The 19317-nt window shown below is 48.1% G+C and carries 16 protein-coding genes; 7 read left to right on the top strand and 9 right to left on the bottom strand.

The genetic code is table 11. The features are described from left to right. Positions 1-194: 194 nt before the first annotated feature. Both MKA69_RS07520 and MKA69_RS07525 read left to right on the top strand, forming a co-directional pair. On the top strand, positions 195-536 hold the full coding sequence (locus MKA69_RS07520; protein ID WP_305847772.1) for a DUF2799 domain-containing protein: 342 nt from the start codon (positions 195-197) through the stop codon (positions 534-536). Between the two features lie 18 nt (positions 537-554). Continuing rightward, the gene (locus MKA69_RS07525; RefSeq protein ID WP_055043693.1) at positions 555-2351 is read left to right on the top strand and encodes a sodium:proton antiporter; all 1797 of its coding nucleotides are present in this window, start codon (positions 555-557) and stop codon (positions 2349-2351) included. A 23-nt stretch (positions 2352-2374) separates the two neighbouring features. Here MKA69_RS07525 and murQ read toward each other — a convergent pair whose 3' ends face one another. Then, positions 2375-3298, bottom strand: coding sequence for an N-acetylmuramic acid 6-phosphate etherase (gene murQ, locus MKA69_RS07530; protein WP_000180252.1), 924 nt, complete (start codon positions 3296-3298; stop codon positions 2375-2377). 17 nt (positions 3299-3315) lie between these two features. Continuing rightward, positions 3316-4428: an anhydro-N-acetylmuramic acid kinase gene (locus MKA69_RS07535; RefSeq protein ID WP_114730568.1), complete on the bottom strand. Its 1113-nt coding sequence runs from the start codon at positions 4426-4428 to the stop codon at positions 3316-3318. A 105-nt stretch (positions 4429-4533) separates the two neighbouring features. On the opposite strand from MKA69_RS07535, the gene nagZ reads away from it, so the two are divergent. After that, positions 4534-5526, top strand: coding sequence for a beta-N-acetylhexosaminidase (gene nagZ, locus MKA69_RS07540; protein WP_113608907.1), 993 nt, complete (start codon positions 4534-4536; stop codon positions 5524-5526). 26 nt (positions 5527-5552) lie between these two features. Here the strand turns inward: nagZ and btsR are convergent, their stop codons facing one another. Further along, positions 5553-6266, bottom strand: a complete 714-nt coding sequence (btsR, locus tag MKA69_RS07545; RefSeq protein WP_000947378.1) for a two-component system response regulator BtsR — start codon at positions 6264-6266, stop codon at positions 5553-5555. Between the two features lie 9 nt (positions 6267-6275). Next, positions 6276-7952, bottom strand: coding sequence for a sensor histidine kinase (locus MKA69_RS07550; protein WP_305847773.1), 1677 nt, complete (start codon positions 7950-7952; stop codon positions 6276-6278). Between the two features lie 241 nt (positions 7953-8193). Here MKA69_RS07550 and MKA69_RS07555 point away from each other — a divergent pair, with 241 nt between their 5' ends. Then, positions 8194-9267, top strand: coding sequence for a 3-deoxy-7-phosphoheptulonate synthase (locus MKA69_RS07555; protein ID WP_000747931.1), 1074 nt, complete (start codon positions 8194-8196; stop codon positions 9265-9267). Between the two features lie 12 nt (positions 9268-9279). Beyond that, complete coding sequence (gene tyrA, locus MKA69_RS07560; protein WP_305847774.1) at positions 9280-10407, top strand: bifunctional chorismate mutase/prephenate dehydrogenase; 1128 nt, start codon at positions 9280-9282, stop codon at positions 10405-10407. Positions 10408-10471: 64 nt separating this feature from the next. Here the strand turns inward: tyrA and MKA69_RS07565 are convergent, their stop codons facing one another. Then, positions 10472-10843: a PilZ domain-containing protein gene (locus MKA69_RS07565; protein WP_000570781.1), complete on the bottom strand. Its 372-nt coding sequence runs from the start codon at positions 10841-10843 to the stop codon at positions 10472-10474. A gap of 170 nt (positions 10844-11013) precedes the next feature. Further along, positions 11014-12681: an energy-dependent translational throttle protein EttA gene (ettA, locus tag MKA69_RS07570; RefSeq protein WP_055029657.1), complete on the bottom strand. Its 1668-nt coding sequence runs from the start codon at positions 12679-12681 to the stop codon at positions 11014-11016. Between the two features lie 361 nt (positions 12682-13042). On the opposite strand from ettA, the gene sltY reads away from it, so the two are divergent. Further along, positions 13043-14989 (top strand): murein transglycosylase, encoded by a 1947-nt coding sequence (gene sltY / locus MKA69_RS07575; RefSeq protein ID WP_305847775.1) that lies wholly within the window; start codon positions 13043-13045, stop codon positions 14987-14989. Between the two features lie 54 nt (positions 14990-15043). After that, complete coding sequence (trpR, locus tag MKA69_RS07580; RefSeq protein ID WP_000250624.1) at positions 15044-15343, top strand: trp operon repressor; 300 nt, start codon at positions 15044-15046, stop codon at positions 15341-15343. Positions 15344-15412: 69 nt separating this feature from the next. On the opposite strand, the gene yjjX is transcribed toward trpR, so the two are convergent. Genes yjjX through MKA69_RS07595 form a run of 3 tightly spaced genes read right to left on the bottom strand, consistent with a single transcriptional unit; the run spans position 15413 to position 19284 of the window. Next, complete coding sequence (yjjX, locus tag MKA69_RS07585) at positions 15413-15898, bottom strand: inosine/xanthosine triphosphatase (protein WP_032470138.1); 486 nt, start codon at positions 15896-15898, stop codon at positions 15413-15415. Then, the gene (gene mbaA / locus MKA69_RS07590) at positions 15885-18260 is read right to left on the bottom strand and encodes a biofilm architecture maintenance protein MbaA (protein WP_305847776.1); all 2376 of its coding nucleotides are present in this window, start codon (positions 18258-18260) and stop codon (positions 15885-15887) included. Before mbaA ends, yjjX begins: the two co-directional genes overlap by 14 nt. Continuing rightward, positions 18244-19284 (bottom strand): spermidine/putrescine ABC transporter substrate-binding protein, encoded by a 1041-nt coding sequence (locus MKA69_RS07595; RefSeq protein ID WP_305847777.1) that lies wholly within the window; start codon positions 19282-19284, stop codon positions 18244-18246. The genes mbaA and MKA69_RS07595 overlap by 17 nt, the downstream gene beginning before the upstream one ends. Between the last annotated feature and the right edge of the window lie 33 nt (positions 19285-19317).

Here is a 19317-nt window from a genome sequence, read left to right on the forward strand (position 1 = left end):
GTAATCTATCAATATGCGAGCTTCACTGGCTTTCCGAGTCAGTGGTCGTGTAGGGAATTAAACGGCATTTAGCTCGTTTGAGCGGCGCAAGTGAATCCTCAGCGGCAGCCAATAAATTTAAGTGACAGCCTGTGCTATTCAGTGGCATGCTCATTTCATCGTCAGATTGAGAACTGATTAACTCAAGGTAAAACATGAAAAAATGGATTCTTATTAGCGTTATGTTGCTGCTCTCGGGTTGTGCTGCCAGCGAGTCAACGTGGGAGAAAGAAGGCAATTGGTACCAAGTTGGTTACCACGATGCATTAGCTGGGCATTCTCAGCGCAGTTATAAAAGCTTAGCCACACTAGGTTCGGTAAAGTTGAGCGATTACGAGCAAGGCTATCAGCAAGGGTTGGAGCAATATTGCAATCCGAATGCGGCCTATCAAATCGGTTTAAGTGGTCAATACTATGAAGGGATTTGTGAAGGTACCGAGCAAGCTCTACGTTTTCGTATGGAGTGGAAACGCGGTTGGAATGAGTACAATCAATAGCCGATTAGAGGTGTAATGATGCACGAAGAGTCGATAGCCCTGACGATTGCCGCAGTAGGCGTCGTCGGTTTGGGATGCCAATGGTTAGCGTGGCGGTTGCGTCTGCCCGCCATCTTATTTTTGCTGTTGGCGGGGATTTTGGCCGGTCCTGTGTTTGCGGTGTTAAATCCCGAAGCCTTACTGGGTGATTTATTATTTCCACTCGTCTCACTCGCGGTGGCGGTGATTTTGTTTGAAGGCAGTTTGACCTTAAACTTCAAAGAGATCCGCGGCGTCAGTAATACGGTCTGGAGCATTGTCACTGTTGGCGCACTCGTCTCATGGGGGATCACCAGCACGGCTGCACATTGGTTGCTTGGCTTTGAATGGCCGTTAGCACTGATGTTTGGCAGCTTGACTGTGGTCACCGGCCCAACCGTGATTGTGCCTTTGCTGCGTACTGTGCGCCCAACCGCACGCTTAGCGAATATTCTGCGTTGGGAGGGGATTTTAATCGACCCACTTGGCGCACTGTTTGTGGTGATGGTGTATGAATTCATCGTATCTAGCAGTCATGCCCATAGCTTAGAAGTGTTTAGCCTGATTTTATTGGTCGGTTTTTCCATCGGTATCGCTTCTGGAGCAGCGGTGGCGGCGGTACTGCGCAGAGGCTTGTTGCCGGAGTACTTGCAGCCGTTTGCGGTGCTGAGTGTCGTGCTCGGAGTGTTTGCTGCGTCTAATGCCTTGGAGTCCGAATCTGGCCTACTGACCGTGACAGTCATGGGGATGTGGCTGGCGAATGCCAAAGGGGTCAACATTCAGCACATTTTGCACTTTAAAGAGCACTTGACGATTTTGCTGATCACAGGGCTGTTTATTCTGCTCGCGGCGCGGATTGAAGTGGCGGATTTCCAAGCGTTGGGCTGGAGCGCCTTGGGGCTGTTTGTGGTGATGCAACTGCTGGCTCGCCCTGCGTCTATCTTCATTTCAACGTTGCGCAGCACGCTCAATGTTCGTGAAAAAGCCTTTTTAGCTTGGGTGGCTCCGCGCGGGATTGTGGCCGCTTCGATCTCTTCTCTGTTTGCCATCAAATTGATGGAGTTTGGCATCGCTGATGCCAAGCTATTAGTGCCGCTGACCTTTATGGTGATCATTGGCACTGTCGTGCTGCAAAGTGCGACTGCTCGACCAATGGCGTTGGCATTGAAAGTGTCAGAACCTGCGCCGAAAGGCTTCTTAATCATCGGTGCCAATGATGTGGCGCGTCAGGTCGGTTTAGCGATCGCTAAGTACGATTGTCGAGTTGTGGTGACGGATTCCAACTGGGACTACATTCGCCAAGCACGAATGGCCGGGCTTGAGCACTATTACGGCAACCCGATTTCCAGCCATGCCGAGGACTACCTTAATTTGATTGGGATTGGGCATGTGTTGGCACTGAGCCCTGACAAACACTTCAACATCATGGCCTGTATGCAGTTTTTATCCGACTTTGGCGATAAGCGTGTGTTTTGCCTCAACGATAATTCAACCAATAACGTCAGTGAAAAGCATCTCGTCGCTCAGGAATATCATGGCTTGCCGTTTCTAGGTGGTGAAGTGAGCTACAAAAAACTGGCGAGTTTGGTCGGCCAAGGTGCGGAAGTGAAGCACACCAAATTGAGCGAAAACTTCACCTATCAGGATTATCAGCAAACCCACAAAGAGAGTTTTGTATTGCCGCTATTTTTAGTCGACAGCCGTGGGCGGGTGCAGATGTGTCAGGATGTGGCGAGCTTTGCGCCGAAAGAGGGCGAAATCGTCGTCTCGCTTATCAAAAGTCACGAGAGCCCATAGGGCTCTCGTTTTTCTCTGATTTTCTACTCTTCGTGCTCTTCCATGGCGCGGCGTAAAAAGCCGTCCGATTGCGAGAGTTTCGCGGTCGCTTGCTCATAGTTCATGCCGGTCAGATGCATCAAAATCGCCAGTTTCGCGTTGTTGTGGCTCTCTTTGAGTAGCGCTTCGGCTTCTTCGCGTTGGCAATCGGTCGCTTGCATGACAATTCGCACCGCTCGGGCAATCAGCTTGCGGTTGGTGGCTCGGACATCGACCATCAGATTTTGATAGCTTTTACCAAGACGGATCATGCTGGCCGTGGTGAGCATATTGAGCACCAACTTCTGTGCTGTGCCGGATTTAAGTCGGGTTGAACCGGTTAATGCTTCAGGCCCAACGACGGGAGAAATGGCAATCTGGGCGATTTCGGCAATCGGAGAATCAGGGTTGCACGAGAGTGCGATGGTGGTCGCGCCTAAATCATTGGCGTACTCTAACGCGCCAATCACATAAGGTGTGCGGCCACTCGCCGCAATCCCGACTAGCACATCTTTGCTGCTAAAGTCGATTTGCTGTAAATCATGTGCGCCCAGCGTGGCGTTATCTTCCGCTCCCTCTTGCGCGGTAAACATTGCCTCTTTGCCGCCAGCAATCAGGCCAATCACCATTTGATCGCTCACTCCGAAAGTGGGTGGGCATTCTGAGGCATCCAGCACACCCAGACGACCGCTGGTACCTGCCCCTAAGTAGATCAAGCGGCCACCTTGTTTGAAGGCGGCAGTGATTTTATCAACCGCTTGGGCAATCTGCGGCAATACCGCTTCCACCGCCAGTGGCACTTGTTTGTCTTGTTGATTAAGCCGCTCGACAATTTCTTGCGATGAGAGCAAATCAATATCCATCGTATCGGGGTTACGACCTTCGGAAACCAGATGAGAAAGCGCGGCGATAAGTGCATCGTTGGTCATAAAAATTCCTGTAGCGATTAATCGGGATAGTAAATCACGCCAAGACTCGCAAGACGTGATGCGCCCGTCACGGCGGGCAAATTACTGGGTAAACCGTGTATACGCCGTTGTGCCAGCCAAGCAAAAGCCATGGCTTCCATATTATCGCCATCCACGCCCATTTGGGTGGTTGGGGCAACTTGCCAGCTTGGCAGCAAGGCTTGTAAGCGTTCCATGAGTAAAGGATTTTGCGCACCGCCGCCACACACTAAAAGCTGTGGTTGTGGCCCTTCGGCGAATGGTGTGACTTGCTCAACAATGGTTTGCGCGGTGAATTCACACAAGGTACGTTGCACATCAGTGGCATCAACCGAAAACGTGGCGAGCTGCGTTTCTAACCAAGGCAGATTAAACAGCTCGCGGCCTGTGCTTTTGGGAGCTGGCAGAGCAAAGTAATGGTCTTGTTTTAAATGGCTAAGTAATGCGGCATTCACGCTGCCTTGTTTGGCCCACAGGGCATCTTTATCGTAAGGCTGGTTACGTTCTTTTTGGCACCAGCTATCCATCAGCATATTACCGGGGCCTGTGTCATAGCCCACCACTTCACCATTGGGCTTGAGCACCGAAATATTGGCAATCCCCCCGATATTGAGCACGACTACGGTCGATTGCTCAGCATGAAAAATCGTGCGATGAAACGCGGGAACTAACGGTGCGCCTTGCCCACCGAGCGCAACATCTTTGCGCCGAAAATCGGCGACAGTCGTAATGCCTGTGCGCGCCGCGATAATGTTGGCATCGCCAATTTGCATGGTAAAAGGTTTGGTGCCGGTAGGCTGATGGAACACAGTTTGTCCATGACAGCCGATCGCACGGATGTGCTTGTCGCGATAACCGCTGTGCTGCAAAAGCGCCAGCACAGCATCACTGAACAGATGACCCAGATCGTGCTCCAATTCACCCATCGCAATCAAGGTGGTTGGCTGGCCGATGCAGACATTGAGCAGCCGCTGCTTGAGGTCGGCAGGCATAGGGTAGTCGTGGTGAGCCAGCAGTTCGATGTTATCGTCTTGCAGTGCCACTAAAGCGGTATCCACACCATCCAAACTGGTTCCCGACATCACACCGATATAGAGTTCGCGTTCTGCCATTTGGTTATCCCTCTGTCATATTCAAACAAAGGCATTGTAATTGAAAAATAAACTGAATAACCTCGTGGCTTGTGACAATTTTGCCAATTTTTTCAAGGAGCAAGCATGGGACCGCTTTGGTTGGATGTGGCCGGTTACGAACTGAGTGCCGAAGATCGCGAAATTCTGCAGCACCCTACAGTGGGTGGTGTGATTCTGTTTGGTCGCAACTATCACGATAACCAGCAATTGCTGGCACTCAATAAAGCGATCCGTCAAGCGGCGAAAAGACCGATTTTGATTGGTGTCGATCAAGAAGGTGGCCGCGTGCAGCGTTTCCGTGAAGGCTTTTCTCGCATTCCCCCTGCGCAGTATTACGCGCGTGCTGAGAATGGCGTTGAGCTTGCTGAGCAGGGCGGTTGGTTGATGGCGGCAGAGCTGATTGCACACGATGTCGATTTAAGTTTTGCGCCTGTGCTCGATATGGGCTTTGCGTGTAAAGCGATTGGCAACCGTGCTTTTGGTGAAGATGTTCAAACTGTACTTAAGCACAGCAGTGCTTTTCTGCGCGGCATGAAAGCCGTCGGCATGGCGACCACAGGCAAACATTTCCCCGGCCATGGCGCGGTGATTGCCGATTCGCATTTAGAGACCCCTTACGATGAGCGGGAGACGATTGCGCAAGATATGGCGATTTTCCGTGCGCAAATTGAGGCAGGAGTGTTGGATGCCATGATGCCAGCGCATGTGGTGTATCCGCATTACGATGCTCAACCTGCGAGCGGTTCGAGCTACTGGCTAAAACAAGTGTTACGTGAAGAACTCGGTTTTAAAGGCATCGTATTTTCGGATGATTTGAGCATGGAAGGCGCAGCCGTAATGGGCGGACCAGTTGAGCGCTCCCATCAAGCCTTGGTCGCGGGTTGTGACATGATTTTGATCTGTAACAAGCGTGAAGCGGCAGTCGAAGTGCTGGATCATCTACCGATCATGGAAGTGCCACAAGCTGAAGCACTGCTGAAAAAACAGCAACTTAGCTACAGTGAGCTGAAGCGCTCAGAGCGTTGGCAGCAAGCGTCAGCCAATATGCAGCGCTTAATCGAGCAGTTCTCCGAATAGTTTTCCTCATAGAAGTAGAGCTGGGATCAGTAAAATCCCAGCATCTCTTTCAGCTCTTTAAGATAACGGCGGCTGACCGGAACCTTATGGCCTGCATGAGTGATCATCTCCGCCAGCCCGTTTTCTAACAGTTTAATTTCGCGAATCGCTTTCAAATTCACCAAGTACTGGCGATGGCAGCGCACTAACGCGGTTTTCTCTTCCAACACCTTCAAGGTCAATTGACTGGTCGCTTTTTGCTGCGCAGTCTGCACATTGACGCCACTGATGTCACTGTAGGCAAATTCCACTTCATTAATCGGCAGTAGCACAATTCGGTTTAAACCCGTGCAAGGGATCTGATCTAAGCTGGGTTGCGTCAGTGGTGAGTAGTCACTTTTCTTATGTTGGCGCAGCAAACGCTGCACGGTTTTGGCTAAACGTTCGGTGTCGACCGGCTTGAGCAGATAGTCAAACGCGTTATCTTCAAACGCTTGCAGCGCATATTGATCGTAGGCGGTAACAAACACCACCTCAGGCATGGTCTCTGGGTCAAGCATACTTAGCAGCTCAATGCCCGAAATTTGCGGCATCTGAATATCCAAAAACACCACATCCGGCTTGAGCTGATTGATTTTCTTCAACCCTTCAATTGCATTGCTGGCTTGGCCGATGACCTCAATCTGGCCACTTTCCGCTAAGAGTTCCGCGAGCTCTTCACGGGCAAAGCGTTCATCGTCAATGAGTAGAGCAGATAACATGTTAATCCCTTAGTAAGTGCCTTGCAGTGGAATGACAAAGCTCATTCGCGTGTACTCTTGTGGCGCGACCTCAATCTGTAGCCCTGATTTTGTACCAAATTTGTTGGTGAGGCGCTTTTCAACAATTTGCATCCCTAAACCATCATAATCTTCACTCGGAGGCTGATAGAGCCCGGCGTTGTCTTCCACCACGACGCGCATTCCCCCTTCAACCATTTCACTGTAAATGCGCACTTTGCCAGCTTCGAGTAGGTTAGAGGTGCCGTGTTTGATGGCGTTTTCTACCAGAGGCTGCAAAGTGAAGCTCGGGACATTACGTTCTAGCAGGGCATCATCAATTGCAATTTCCACATCGAGTCTGTCACTAAAACGCGCTTTTTCAATAGTGAGGTAAGCGTTTACGTGGGCAAGCTCTTCACGCAAAGTGACGGTTTCGACGTTCTGTTTGAGGTTGCTGCGGAAAAATTGCGACAAATGCAAAATCAGCTCGCGAGCTTTATCTGGCTCACGGCGGATCACCGCACTGATGGTATTGAGTGCGTTAAACAAAAAATGCGGATTGACCTGCGCTTGCAGCAGTTTGATTTCCGCTCGCGAGAGCAGGATTTGTTTTTGCTGATATTCGCCATACAAAATTTGGCTGGATAGCAGTTGGGCGATGCCCTGTGCCATTGACATATTGATGGTGGAAAACAGCTTACGTTTTGGCTCGTAGAGCTTGATGGTGCCGATCACTCGATCGCCAGCTCGCAACGGAATGATTAACGCAGACCCCAGTTTGCAGGTCGGAGACAAAGAACATTGGTAAGGATGCTCTTTGCCATCGAGATAGATGATGGCGTTGCGATTAATCGCATCGAGCGTGCTTTGCGAGCTGATCGGTGTATTCGGTTTATGGTGATCATCGCCAATCCCAACAAAGGCGAGGATTTTTTCGCGATCGGTGATCGAGACCGCGCCGACATTGGTCTGTTCATACACGATTCGGGCAATTTTGTTGGCGTTTTCTGGGTTAAAACCGGCAGCAAGGATACCAACAGAACGCTCGGCAATATTCAGAGCGCGGCGTGAAAACGTCGCCGAGTACTCTTCAAAAATGGTTTTGCGATCGAGCAGGATGCTCATAAACAGTGCGGCACCGACTGAGTTAGCAATGATCATTGGCGCGGCGATGGTGGAAACCAGCGCATAAGACTGTTCAAACGGTTTAGCCACGACCAAGATGAGTAGCATCTGCACAATTTCGGCAAATAAGGTCACCGCAAAGACAATACTTGGGCTAAATAGTAATTTCCCTTTGCCTTTGCGCAGCAAATAGGTGTGTAGCAAGCCGCCAATTAAACCTTCAGCGGTGGTGGAAATCGCGCAGGCGAGATCGGTAAATCCCCCTAAGGTATAGCGGTGTAAGCCTCCGGTGAGGCCAACCGCAAAACCAATCACAGGTCCACCAAACAGACCTCCCATTACAGCGCCGATGGCACGCGTATTGGCAATCGCATCATTGATCTGCAGGCCAAAGTAGGTGCCCATAATGCAAAACAGCGAAAACAGAACATAGACACTGATTTTGTGGTCAAACCGACCAGAAATGTTAAGTAAAGGAATGAAGATCGGCGTTTTACTCAACATATAGGCGAGAACAAGGTAAACACACATCTGTTGCAGTAATGAGAGGATGAGATCCATAACCTGTCCATCGTCTGAGCGGAAAAACGGCTTATTTTAAGATACTCAAAGCGAACAAAACACGCTTTATTCCCCAGTTTGTGTGCCAAGTGTCATTAAATGAGTGGTGTAATTTTTAATTTACATTAAATGTTGGTTTAAATTTACACTTGCATTGTTTTTAAAGCCTGTTAACGTGTTTTCTGTTTAAGTTTCCAGCTCACCTTGTTGGGTGTGTAAATAATAAATTACAGGTGATGAGATGAAAAAAAGTGAATTGAGTGATGTGAATATCAGTGATGAACAGATATTGATCACCCCCGATGCCTTAAAAGCCAAGATTCCACTCAGTGACAAGGCGCGTAAGTTTATTCGTGAGTCACGTCAGACGGTGGCGGACATTATCCACAAACGCGATCCTCGCTTGCTGATCGTCTGTGGCCCTTGCTCAATTCATGATGTAGATGCGGCGAAAGAGTACGCCAAAAAACTCAAAGCACTCTCGGCGCAGCTGAGCGACCAGCTCTACATAGTGATGCGCGTGTACTTTGAAAAACCGCGTACCACGGTCGGTTGGAAAGGGCTGATTAACGATCCGCATCTTGATGGCAGTTTTGATATCGAACACGGTCTGCATGTCGGGCGTCAACTCTTGGTCGATTTGGCCGAAATGGAAATCCCACTGGCAACCGAAGCGTTGGACCCGATTAGCCCACAATACTTGGCGGATACTTTTAGTTGGGCGGCGATTGGTGCGCGCACCACGGAATCACAAACTCACCGCGAGATGGCAAGTGGCCTTTCCATGCCAATCGGCTTTAAAAATGGCACGGATGGTAACTTGGCAACGGCGATTAATGCCATGCAGGCCGCTTCATCCAGTCACCGCTTTATGGGAATTAACCGCGAAGGGCAAGTGGCACTGCTCACGACACAAGGCAACCCGAATGGACATGTGATTTTACGTGGTGGCAAACAGACCAACTACGATTCGGTTTCTGTCGCGGAATGTGAAGAAGAGATGCAAAAAGCGCGTTTGGAACCCTCTTTGATGGTGGATTGCAGCCATGCGAACTCACGTAAAGACTACCGCCGCCAGCCGTTGGTGGCAGAAGATGTGATTCATCAAATCCGTGAAGGCAATCGCTCGATCATTGGCCTGATGATTGAAAGCCATCTCAATGAAGGAAATCAGTCTTCGGATCTGCCTCGTGAAAAAATGCAATACGGAGTCTCGATCACTGACGGCTGTATAAATTGGTCAACGACTGAGGCATTATTACGTCGTGCGCATCAGGAACTTATTCCCTTTTTGCACAATCGTTTGCAAGGATAACAAGGATAGAACATGGCCGTAGAGTTGAATCAGTTACGCGACCAAATCGATGAAGTCGATAAGCTGATGGTGGAGTTATTGGCTCGCCGTCTGGCATTGGTGGAGCAGGTCGGGCAAGTGAAAAGTCGATATGGGTTACCGATTTATGCCCCCGATCGTGAAGCGGCAATGCTCGCTTCACGTCGAGCGGAAGCGGAAAGCAAAGGTGTTCCGCCACAACTGATTGAAGATATTTTGCGCCGAACCATGCGTGAATCCTACGCCAGTGAAAAGGACTCCGGCTTTAAATGCCTTAATCCTGAGTTACGTTCCGTGGTGATCATTGGTGGTAACGGTCAGCTTGGGCGACTATTTGGCCGTATGTTTAAACTCTCTGGCTATCAAGTCAAAGTGCTGGGCAGCCAAGATTGGGACAAAGCGGATGAACTGCTCAGTGATGCAGGCTTAGTGGTAGTCACGGTACCTATCCATTTGACGCTCGGTGTTATCGAAAAGCTGCGCCAGTTACCGGGCGATTGCATTTTGTGCGATCTCACCTCAATCAAAGCTAAGCCGCTTGCCGCTATGCTACAAGTGCACAAAGGTCCAGTGGTTGGGCTGCACCCTATGTTTGGTCCAGACGTTCCCAGCTTGGCGAAGCAGGTGATTGTTTACTGTGATGGTCGAGGCAATGAACACTACCAATGGCTCTTGCAACAGTTTGCTATTTGGGGCGCAAGTTTATGCCAGATTGATGCGGCCGAACATGATCGTGGTATGACACTGATCCAAGCTCTGCGCCACTTCACTTCCTTTGCGTATGGCTTGCATCTGACCAAAGAGAACCCGAACTTGGCACAACTGCTGAAACTCAGCTCACCGATTTACCGTTTAGAGCTCGCCATGGTCGGACGGCTATTTGGGCAAGATCCCCATTTGTATGGCGATATTATTCTCTCATCACCGGATAATATTGAGATGATTCAGCGTTTTCATCACTGCTTAAGCGAGGCGGTTGAGTTGGTGAGCGCGGGCGATAAGGCGAGTTTTGTAGCTCAGTTTGAACGGGTAAGTCAGTGGTTTGGGGATTATTCTCAACAGTTTATGAATGAAAGCCAAAATTTACTCAAGCAAGCCAATGACGCGATTCATCGCGTCTAAAATGGTTATTTGCATCTGAGCTTTTTAGTGTCGATAGCATCCCAAGCTCAAAGCGAGCTTGGGGTTATTGATGTAACCCCAAATCGGAAAGATGCTCTAGATCGCGGTGTAATAAGCTGTCATCTCCCACATTCAACTCCACTAAGCGACGTAAGTGCGCAATACTTTCAATATCAATATGGCTAATTGCCATTCGAATGATTCGCTCTTGGATGCTGATGATTTTTGCAGTAAGTGATATGGTTACATCGCTTTCTGGTAGGCTAAAAGCCACATCCACTAAAGCGTGGGTATCTAAATCCGGTTCATCTTCTGACCAGAGCAACAACCCGTGCAGCGATAGATCCTGAATGCAAGTAGACAGTTGTTTATCGCCTTGGCTTAGGGTGGCTGGCGCTTGATACAGGATGCGTGAAAAGCGACGTTTTTCGATCATGGCGTTCTCTCTGATAAAGACGACGTATAGATACAGTAAGAATAGCAAAGGGTGCATTAAATCACCGGAGGTATGCTGAAATAAGCTTACTCAATCACAAACTCAGTTTATGTGGAGCAAAAGAAAAGGCCGCATGGCGACCTTTTCTGAGTTTGATACCTAAAGGTATTTTATTTGGTAATGCGCTTGTACTTGATACGGTGAGGCTCTGCCGCTTGTGAGCCTAGCGTTTGTTTCAGCCACTCCATGTACTCAGTGTAGTTACCTTCGTAGAAGTTCACTTTACCTTCATCACGATAATCTAGGATGTGGGTTGCGATACGGTCTAGGAACCAACGGTCATGCGAGATCACCATGGCACAGCCCGGGAATTCTAGCAGCGCTTCTTCCAGAGCACGTAATGTTTCGACGTCCAGATCGTTGGTGGGTTCGTCGAGTAACAGCACGTTGCCGCCCGCTTTAAGCAGTTTCGCCAAGTGGACACGGTTACGCTCACCACCGGACAGCTCGCCAATTACTTTTTGCTGATCGACGCCTTTGAAGTTAAAGCGTGAACAGTAAGCACGAGCTGGGATTTCAAAGTTGTTGATGCGAATGATATCCGCACCTTCAGAAATCTCTTGGAATACGGTGTGCTTGTCGTTCATGCTGTCACGGAACTGATCCACCGATGCCAGTTTCACGGTATCACCGAGTTCGATCGTGCCTGAATCTGGCTGTTCTACACCGCTCAGCATTTTGAATAGGGTTGATTTACCGGCACCGTTCGGGCCGATGATGCCCACAATCGCGCCTTTCGGCATGCTGAAAGAAAGATCATCGATCAGAACACGACCATCGAATGATTTGGTGAGGTTTTTCACTTCAATCACTTTGTCGCCTAGGCGCTCACCAGGCGGAATGAACAGCTCGTTGGTTTCGTTACGTTTTTGGTGCTCAGTATTTTGCAGCTCTTCAAAACGTGCCATACGCGCTTTCGATTTTGCCTGACGGCCTTTTGGATTCTGACGAACCCATTCCAGCTCTTTCTCAATGGTTTTTTGGCGCGCTTTTTCTTGAGAGGCTTCTTGCTTCAGACGAGCATCTTTTTGCTCTAGCCATGAAGTGTAGTTACCTTGCCATGGAATACCTTCACCACGGTCAAGTTCCAGAATCCAGCCAGCGGCGTTATCTAAGAAGTAACGGTCGTGGGTAATCGCGACCACAGTCCCTGCGTAATCGACCAAGAAACGCTCTAGCCAAGCGACTGATTCTGCATCCAAGTGGTTGGTCGGTTCATCGAGCAGCAGCATGTCTGGATTTTCCAGCAGTAGACGACAGATCGCCACACGACGACGCTCACCACCAGAGAGGAATTTCACTTGCGCATCCCATTCCGGTAGACGCAGTGCATCAGCGGCACGCTCTAGAGCGTTATCTAGGTTGTGGCCATTTTTCGCTTGGATCAGTGCTTCCAGTTCACCTTGCTCTTTTGCCAAAGCATCAAAATCGGCATCGGGTTCGGCGTATGCCGCATAAACTTCATCAAGACGTTTTAGGGCATGAGCGACATCAGCAACGGCTTCTTCAACCACTTCACGTACGGTTTTACTCTCATCCAGCTTTGGTTCTTGTGGTAGGTAACCTACTTTCAAGCCAGGTTGTGGACGAGCTTCACCATCGATGTCTTTGTCAATGCCTGCCATGATACGCAGCAGGGTTGATTTACCCGCACCGTTAAGACCCAGAACACCAATTTTGGCACCTGGGAAGAAACTCAAGGAGATATCTTTCAGAATTTGACGCTTAGGTGGCACAATCTTGCTCACCCGAGACATGGTATATACGTATTCAGCCATTGCCGATCGTTCCTAATCTTTCAAACGGAATAAAGTCGTCATTCTATACCAAAGTGGGGCGTTTTGTTACTAGGGCTCTGGGTTTTCGGCTTGTGTAAAATTTTCTTAATGGCTTTCTTATCTAATGAGAGTTGAGCGCGAACTCTTTGCATTCAGTTAATACAATTAAAACCGAATCACCGTAGTCTTAGTGATGAATAAATCCATTAGTATTCAAGGGTTTTATTTCACAGCTCGCGATAGTGGGAAATTCAATAAAATGTTGCATTATTTGCGTTAAGTTTACTTCACTTGCCTTTACATTTATGGCGAGATTACGCGTAATAATTTGTTATCACACTGATTTTAAGGATGAGATCTCATGACGCGCCTGAGGGTATTTAAGCCGCGTAGCCTTGTTTCGATCTTGATGTTCACCACGGTATGTGCAGTGGGCTCAGTGAGCGCCAGTACTTTGGATTTAGAGGCGCAGAGAGCTCAATACGACAAAGCACAGCGTTGGCTGGATGAAAAGAATATTCAACAATATCAACGTATTCGTAAGCAGATCGACAGTTATCCGTTGAGTCCTTATCTCGATTACCGAGCTTTTCTGATCGATCTCGGCAGCAAACCGCCGATCGCGGTACGTAATTTTATTGATAGTCATAAAGAGTACCCTTTTTCCGCTCGGATCGCCGCCCCGTATTTAGATGCGTTAGCGAGCAATAAAAAATGGTCAGCATTGCTGCAATTTCAAACGCAATTGCCCAATGGTGAAACTTACCAATGCCATTACTACAATGCCAAACTGCAAACCGGAAAACGTAATGAAGCGTTTGAAGGGGCGAAAAAGCTGTGGCTCAACGGAGCGAGCATTGCTGATGCCTGTGACCCACTATTTAAAGAGTGGGAGCGAGTGGGGGGCTTGAACGACGACTGGGTCTTGAAACGTGCGTTATTGGCGTTCGAAGGGCGCAACCGTAACCTGATGGTTTACCTACAGAAAAAGCTGGATGGTCAAAAGTCGCAAGCGAAAGCGAAAACCATGTTGGAGTTGTTTGATAACCCTGAGCGAGTGGTTGCCTATGCTCGGAAAGCCTCTCAAGATCCGCTCAATCAAAAGTTAGCAGAATTGGCGCTACAAAAATGGGCAAGAGAAGATCCTCAACAGGCGCAAGCTGCGTTGAATGATGTTGCAAAAGGATTGGGATGGAGCCGAGATCACAAAAGCCGACTGGCGCATTTTATCGCGATCCGTTTGATGGATAGCGATGATCAAGCGGTGACTCAATGGCGTGATAACGTGACTCGCACGAGTCAAGATGTGCGTTTGATTGAAGCGCGTATTCGTCTAGCTCTGCGTGAGAATGATTGGCGTGATTTGAACCAATGGATTGCGGTGTTACCGGAGCAAGAGCGTAAAACGCTGCGCTGGCAATATTGGCAAGGTCGCAGTGAAATCGCGCTGGGTAAGAAAAAAGAAGGAACTGAACGGCTTAAAGGTCTGCTTGGACAACGCAGCTTTTACAGTGTGGCTGCGGCCAAATTTTTGCAGCAATCCGTTAACTATCCAACCAGTACTGTAACGTTAGACATGAAGTTGGTGAAAGCGCATAAGAAAGCGCTAGCGCGGATCGATGAACTGATAGCACTCGATAAAATCACTGCGGCAAAAAGTGAATGGCGCTGGCTGCTTGAGCGCGTTTCTCAGAAAGAAAAAGAAATGTTGGCAGCCTACGCTGCGAATGCTGGATGGTACCAAATGACTATTGCCGCAACGATTTCTGCAAGTCTTTGGGACAATAACCAACTGCGCTTCCCTGTTGTTCATCAAAACCTGTTTACCTTACATGGTAAGAAAAATGGCATAGATCCGATCACATTAATGTCTTTAGCCAGACAAGAAAGTGCGCTTAACCCAGATGCGCAATCTCCGGTTGGCGCGCGAGGCTTAATGCAAATCATGCCGGACACCGCGCGTTACACGGCGAGAAAATATCAGTTGAGTTATTCCAATCCTGATGAGTTGTATCAAGTGGGTAAGAATATTGAAATTGGAAGCCGTTACTTAAGTAGCTTGCTCGAACGTTATGATCAGAATCGGATTTTGGCTTTTGCGGCTTATAACGCGGGGCCGAGCCGAGTAGATAGCTGGTTGAAACGCAGTGAAGGTAAGCTAGATGCGTACGGCTTTATTGAAGCGATCCCCTTTGCTGAAACGCGTGGTTATGTACAGAACATTTTGATGTTTGAAACCTATTACCGCGACTTGATGGGGGTGCAAGGTCGTTTTCTGAATGAGCACGAATTGAATACAAGGTATTGATTCCTCACTTTGCTGCACTACAATAAGCCGGTGTATCACTTAACGAGTACAACCATGGTACAACAACCTTATTACAGTGAGTGGCAGCAAGTGCTCGATCTGGTCAAGCAAGCCGTGCAGCAAGAGCAGCATGAGATGTTGCTGACCATGTTGATGACACCTGATGAGCGTGATGCGCTGATTGCTCGGGTGAATATCGTGCATGAGTTATTGAGTGGTGAGATGTCTCAGCGTCAGATCAGCCAAATGCTCGGGGTGGGGATTGCGACCATCACTCGTGGCTCCAATGAACTGAAGTCACGTTCAGACGAAGAAAAAGCGGCATTAATCGAACTATTAACGCCGCCCAAGTAGTCTTTCGGCGTGATGGGTAGGTGTGACAAAATCGGGCTTGGAGTCGGTCATCGCTTCAAGCCCGATGGATTAGTGCTGAGAATAGTGTTCAGGATTGATAAATGGGATAAGTGCCAGAATCAAGGCTTGATGATAGACGGTGCTTCGAGTCAGATGATGGCGGGTTAATAAACCAATTGCTCCACCTTTTTGTTTTATATTTTCAGTGCCAAACACTTCATCCATCACATCGCCGAGTTCTTTAGCTTGGTGTAAACGCTCTAATACCAATGGTGGTAACATCAAACAGGCGCTGCGAGATTCGCCGCGTTGATGCTCTGATTCAACGATCATCCACGCAAAGGTTTTGTTCTCTTCAATCCCTGCCTCTAGGCCAACATAGTAGTCTGCGTTCGGATATTGCCGTTTGGCATTACGAACTCGGTTTATCGCCCCTTGTTTAGTCTCAGCATCACTCATGGGCTGATCCGCCACCTCGCTGGCGACAGATACGCCAACAAATTCCCACTCTTGATCAGGAAATACGGTTGTAAAAGCACTTCTAACGGCATTCACTTTGGCTGGGTTCTGTGAAGCAATAATGATCTTGCGCATAACTCTTCTTTTTCTGATTTGGGGAATGTAACCACTGATGGATCTCCTCGAGACTCATCGGATGGCCAAAATAAAAGCCTTGCATGTAGTCACACCGATAATCGGCTAACCATTGATGCATGGTTTCACTCTCAATGCCTTCTGCCGTCACTTTCATTGATTGTGAATGGCAAAGATCAATCAAAGGGCGGATAACATTTTGTTTGTTGGTGGCAATCAGTGTATCTAAAAACTGGCGATCAAACTTAATCTTTTGTACTGGGTATTGAACCAATTGAGTAATAGATGTGTATCCGGAGCCAAAATCATCAATGGTTAAACCATAGCCGAGACGAGAGAGTTCATGCAGTAATGGAAAGCTTTGCGAATCTGCGGCAAACGTTTCGGTAATTTCAAAATCAATCCATTGTGGAGGAACTTGGTATGTCCTCGCCTGCTGATGAATAAACTGGGCCAATTTCAGTGAGTTAAGTTCCGCAGAAGAGAGATTGATGGAAACCTGAATTGGTTCATTAAACATGGCTTGCAGGTCGGCAAATTCTCGAAAGGCTTGAGAAACCACCCAGCGATCGATCGTGCCAAATAATCCTGTTTGTTCGGCAATCGGAATGAACTCATCGGGTGAGATATCGCCGAGCAAATCCGATTGCCAACGCAGTAAAACTTCAAACCCCTCTAAGCGTTTTCCTGAGCAGGTAAAGTAGGGTTGATATACCAAATGGAATTCTTGATCGAATAACCCCAAACGTAGCGCTCGTTCAATATTATTCCGTCGCTGCACGATTTGGTCTAACGCTTGCGAGTAGTAGGCAATCTGATTTTTTCCCGCGTTTTTAGCTTGATACATGGCGGTATCGGCATTGAGGAGTAATTTCTCAATGTGATCCCCATCTTTGGGGAACGTGGCAATTCCAATGCTCGCCGTGATCGGAAAGCGGCTTAAAGGAGAGTTGTCTTGGCTTTGAATTGGGTCAAGAACCCGTTGTGCGAAGATATTTGCACAGTCATGGAGCCGTTTGGGCGCGACAAGGAGAATCGCAAACTCATCTCCCGACAAACGAGCGGCGATGCTGTATGCGTTATGACTCGCCTCGAAATTTTTACACAACTGACGAATGTGTGTAGCAAAACTGACGAGAAGTGAGTCGCCGATCTGGTGGCCATATTTGTCATTAACGTATTTGAAGTTATCTAAATCGATATAGAGAACCCAGATATGCTGGGTGTCGTAACAGCGGGAAAGTAAGAGATCCGCCTGAACTTGAAACTGATAGCGATTGGCTAACTTGGTTAAATGATCATTTTCAGCCAGTGCTTTTGTACGTTGATAGGTGGAGTGAAGCTCGGTGTACATCGCGTAGAAACGCGATGAGAGCCGTCCTATCTCATCATCTGTGTGCAGTTTTTCGATGTTCTTTCGTTTATTGCTTTCGACTTCTGCGAGCTGCTTATCCAAATTGAGGATGGGGTTGATGACATGACGATAAAGTAGCAGCAGAAGCAGCAGAACAGTGACCAGTGCCGACACGCCAAAAGAGAGTAACAGTTCACGTTGAATGGAGTGCAGTTTCTCGTTAATTAGCTTGGGGGCTGGATCTAAAATCGCATAAAACCCCGGTTGTAATTCAATCGATTGGGTTAGCCCTGTTTTGTAACGCGGCGGAGAATGGGTAAAAAAAATCGGGCTTTGATTATCAAACTCAATCTTTTTACGCAGTTGATTGAACTGCTCTAAAACTACATACACCACAACAAAAAAGACATCTTGCCGGTTATAACTGAGCGGAGTCGAGAGTGTCTGTCTATCTAACATGTCATAGCGAACCAAGATATCCTCGCCAGCGGAGTTGACGGTATAACTGATGTCTGAAGTGCTTTGCGTTGAGGCAAAGCGCTGTTTGACATACGCCATGACTTTGGGGTCAAGCTCGGCAAATGGATCGGCGCTGTTTTCTGCGTAGTACAGTAGCTCTTCATTACCATTAAGAATCGACAATGATACTAACTGTTTTTCGCTAGGCTGTAAGATATGCAAAGTTTCACGCAGGTTATCCACGAGCTCTAACTCGCGGTAAGGATTTTTTTCCAAAGAGAAGTAGTGGCGGATAATGTCGCTTTTCGCCAGTGTGAATGCATAACTGCTGACCAATGCTTGCGCTTGTCGATAATGGCTGGCTAATTTCTCTATATTGAGCTGCAAATAGCTGTCCGTTCTTTTAAGCAGTGCATTTTTCTGACTGGCGTAAATAATGTAACTTGACGCTGCTGCACTGAGCAGAATCACTGGCGCAATCAGTAACAGGATTCTATGGTTTAGCTTCATATTGGTGAGTCACACTGCTGATGATTTTGGCACGCAGGCTAAGGTTTTTCGCCGAGAGTTCGCTGTCGATTATCCCTTCCGCCAATCGCTGCTCTGGGAGATAAATCGAGAGATCTTCTCGGTGCTCTACAGGGAGCAAAGCGCGTGCTTTGTAGTTTGGGCTTGCAGCTCGAATATACTCAGCATTGAGTGCGGCGATTTCTGGTGTCATCAAGAAGTTGAGGAACGCTTTGGCTTGATCAGGGTTGGGGGATGAAGTATTCACGGCCATGCAATCGACCCATAAATAAGGCCGACCGTCTGGAACCGTAAAATCCCAATCTTGATGATTGAAAAAGCGGTTTAATGAATAGTGGTCACCACTGTAAGCGACCGCCATATGTAGGTTATCCGTCTGCGGATGGCTGCGCACGTAACTCAGCACGTATTCATAAGTCAGAATATTAGGATTGGCAGACTCTAACAGCTGATAGGCGTGTTTTAAGGTATCAATAGACTCGGTGATGGGAGAGGCTTTTAGCATATACAGCGCGGGTAATAGTGTTTCTACACTGTCTTTAAGCATACCGACATGGCCACGATGTTGTGGGGCAATCTCGATCACTTCGCTCCATTGGGTTGGCGGTTTATCAAAGAGGCTTTTACGATAGGCAATGCCGACTGCTCCCCAAAAATAGGGAATGGCGTGAGTACCACAAGCTTGGAGCCACATAGGGTCATTATTGCTGCGATTGCTTAACGCGGTGAGATCTTCAAACGCATTCTGCCTTGAAAAAATAAAGGCGGATACATTGTCTAATACCATAATATCAAACGGTAACTGAACGCTCTTTAACATCAGTAAGCTGCGTTCATCATCGTTGTCAAAATGATAAAGATTGACAGACACACCGGTTTGCTTGTGCCAGGTTTCGAGCACGCTTGGTGCAATCGTATCTTCCCAGAGGTAGACATTCAGTTCCAAAGCGCTGGCTTGATGACAGAGAAAACTCAACATCATCAGCGAAAGAAAGCGTTTGTTCATTTGTGAATACGGTACCCATTCATGACAAAATTT

It is taken from the genome of Vibrio sp. AH4, assembly GCF_030710545.1.
Lineage (GTDB): Bacteria > Pseudomonadota > Gammaproteobacteria > Enterobacterales > Vibrionaceae > Vibrio > Vibrio metoecus.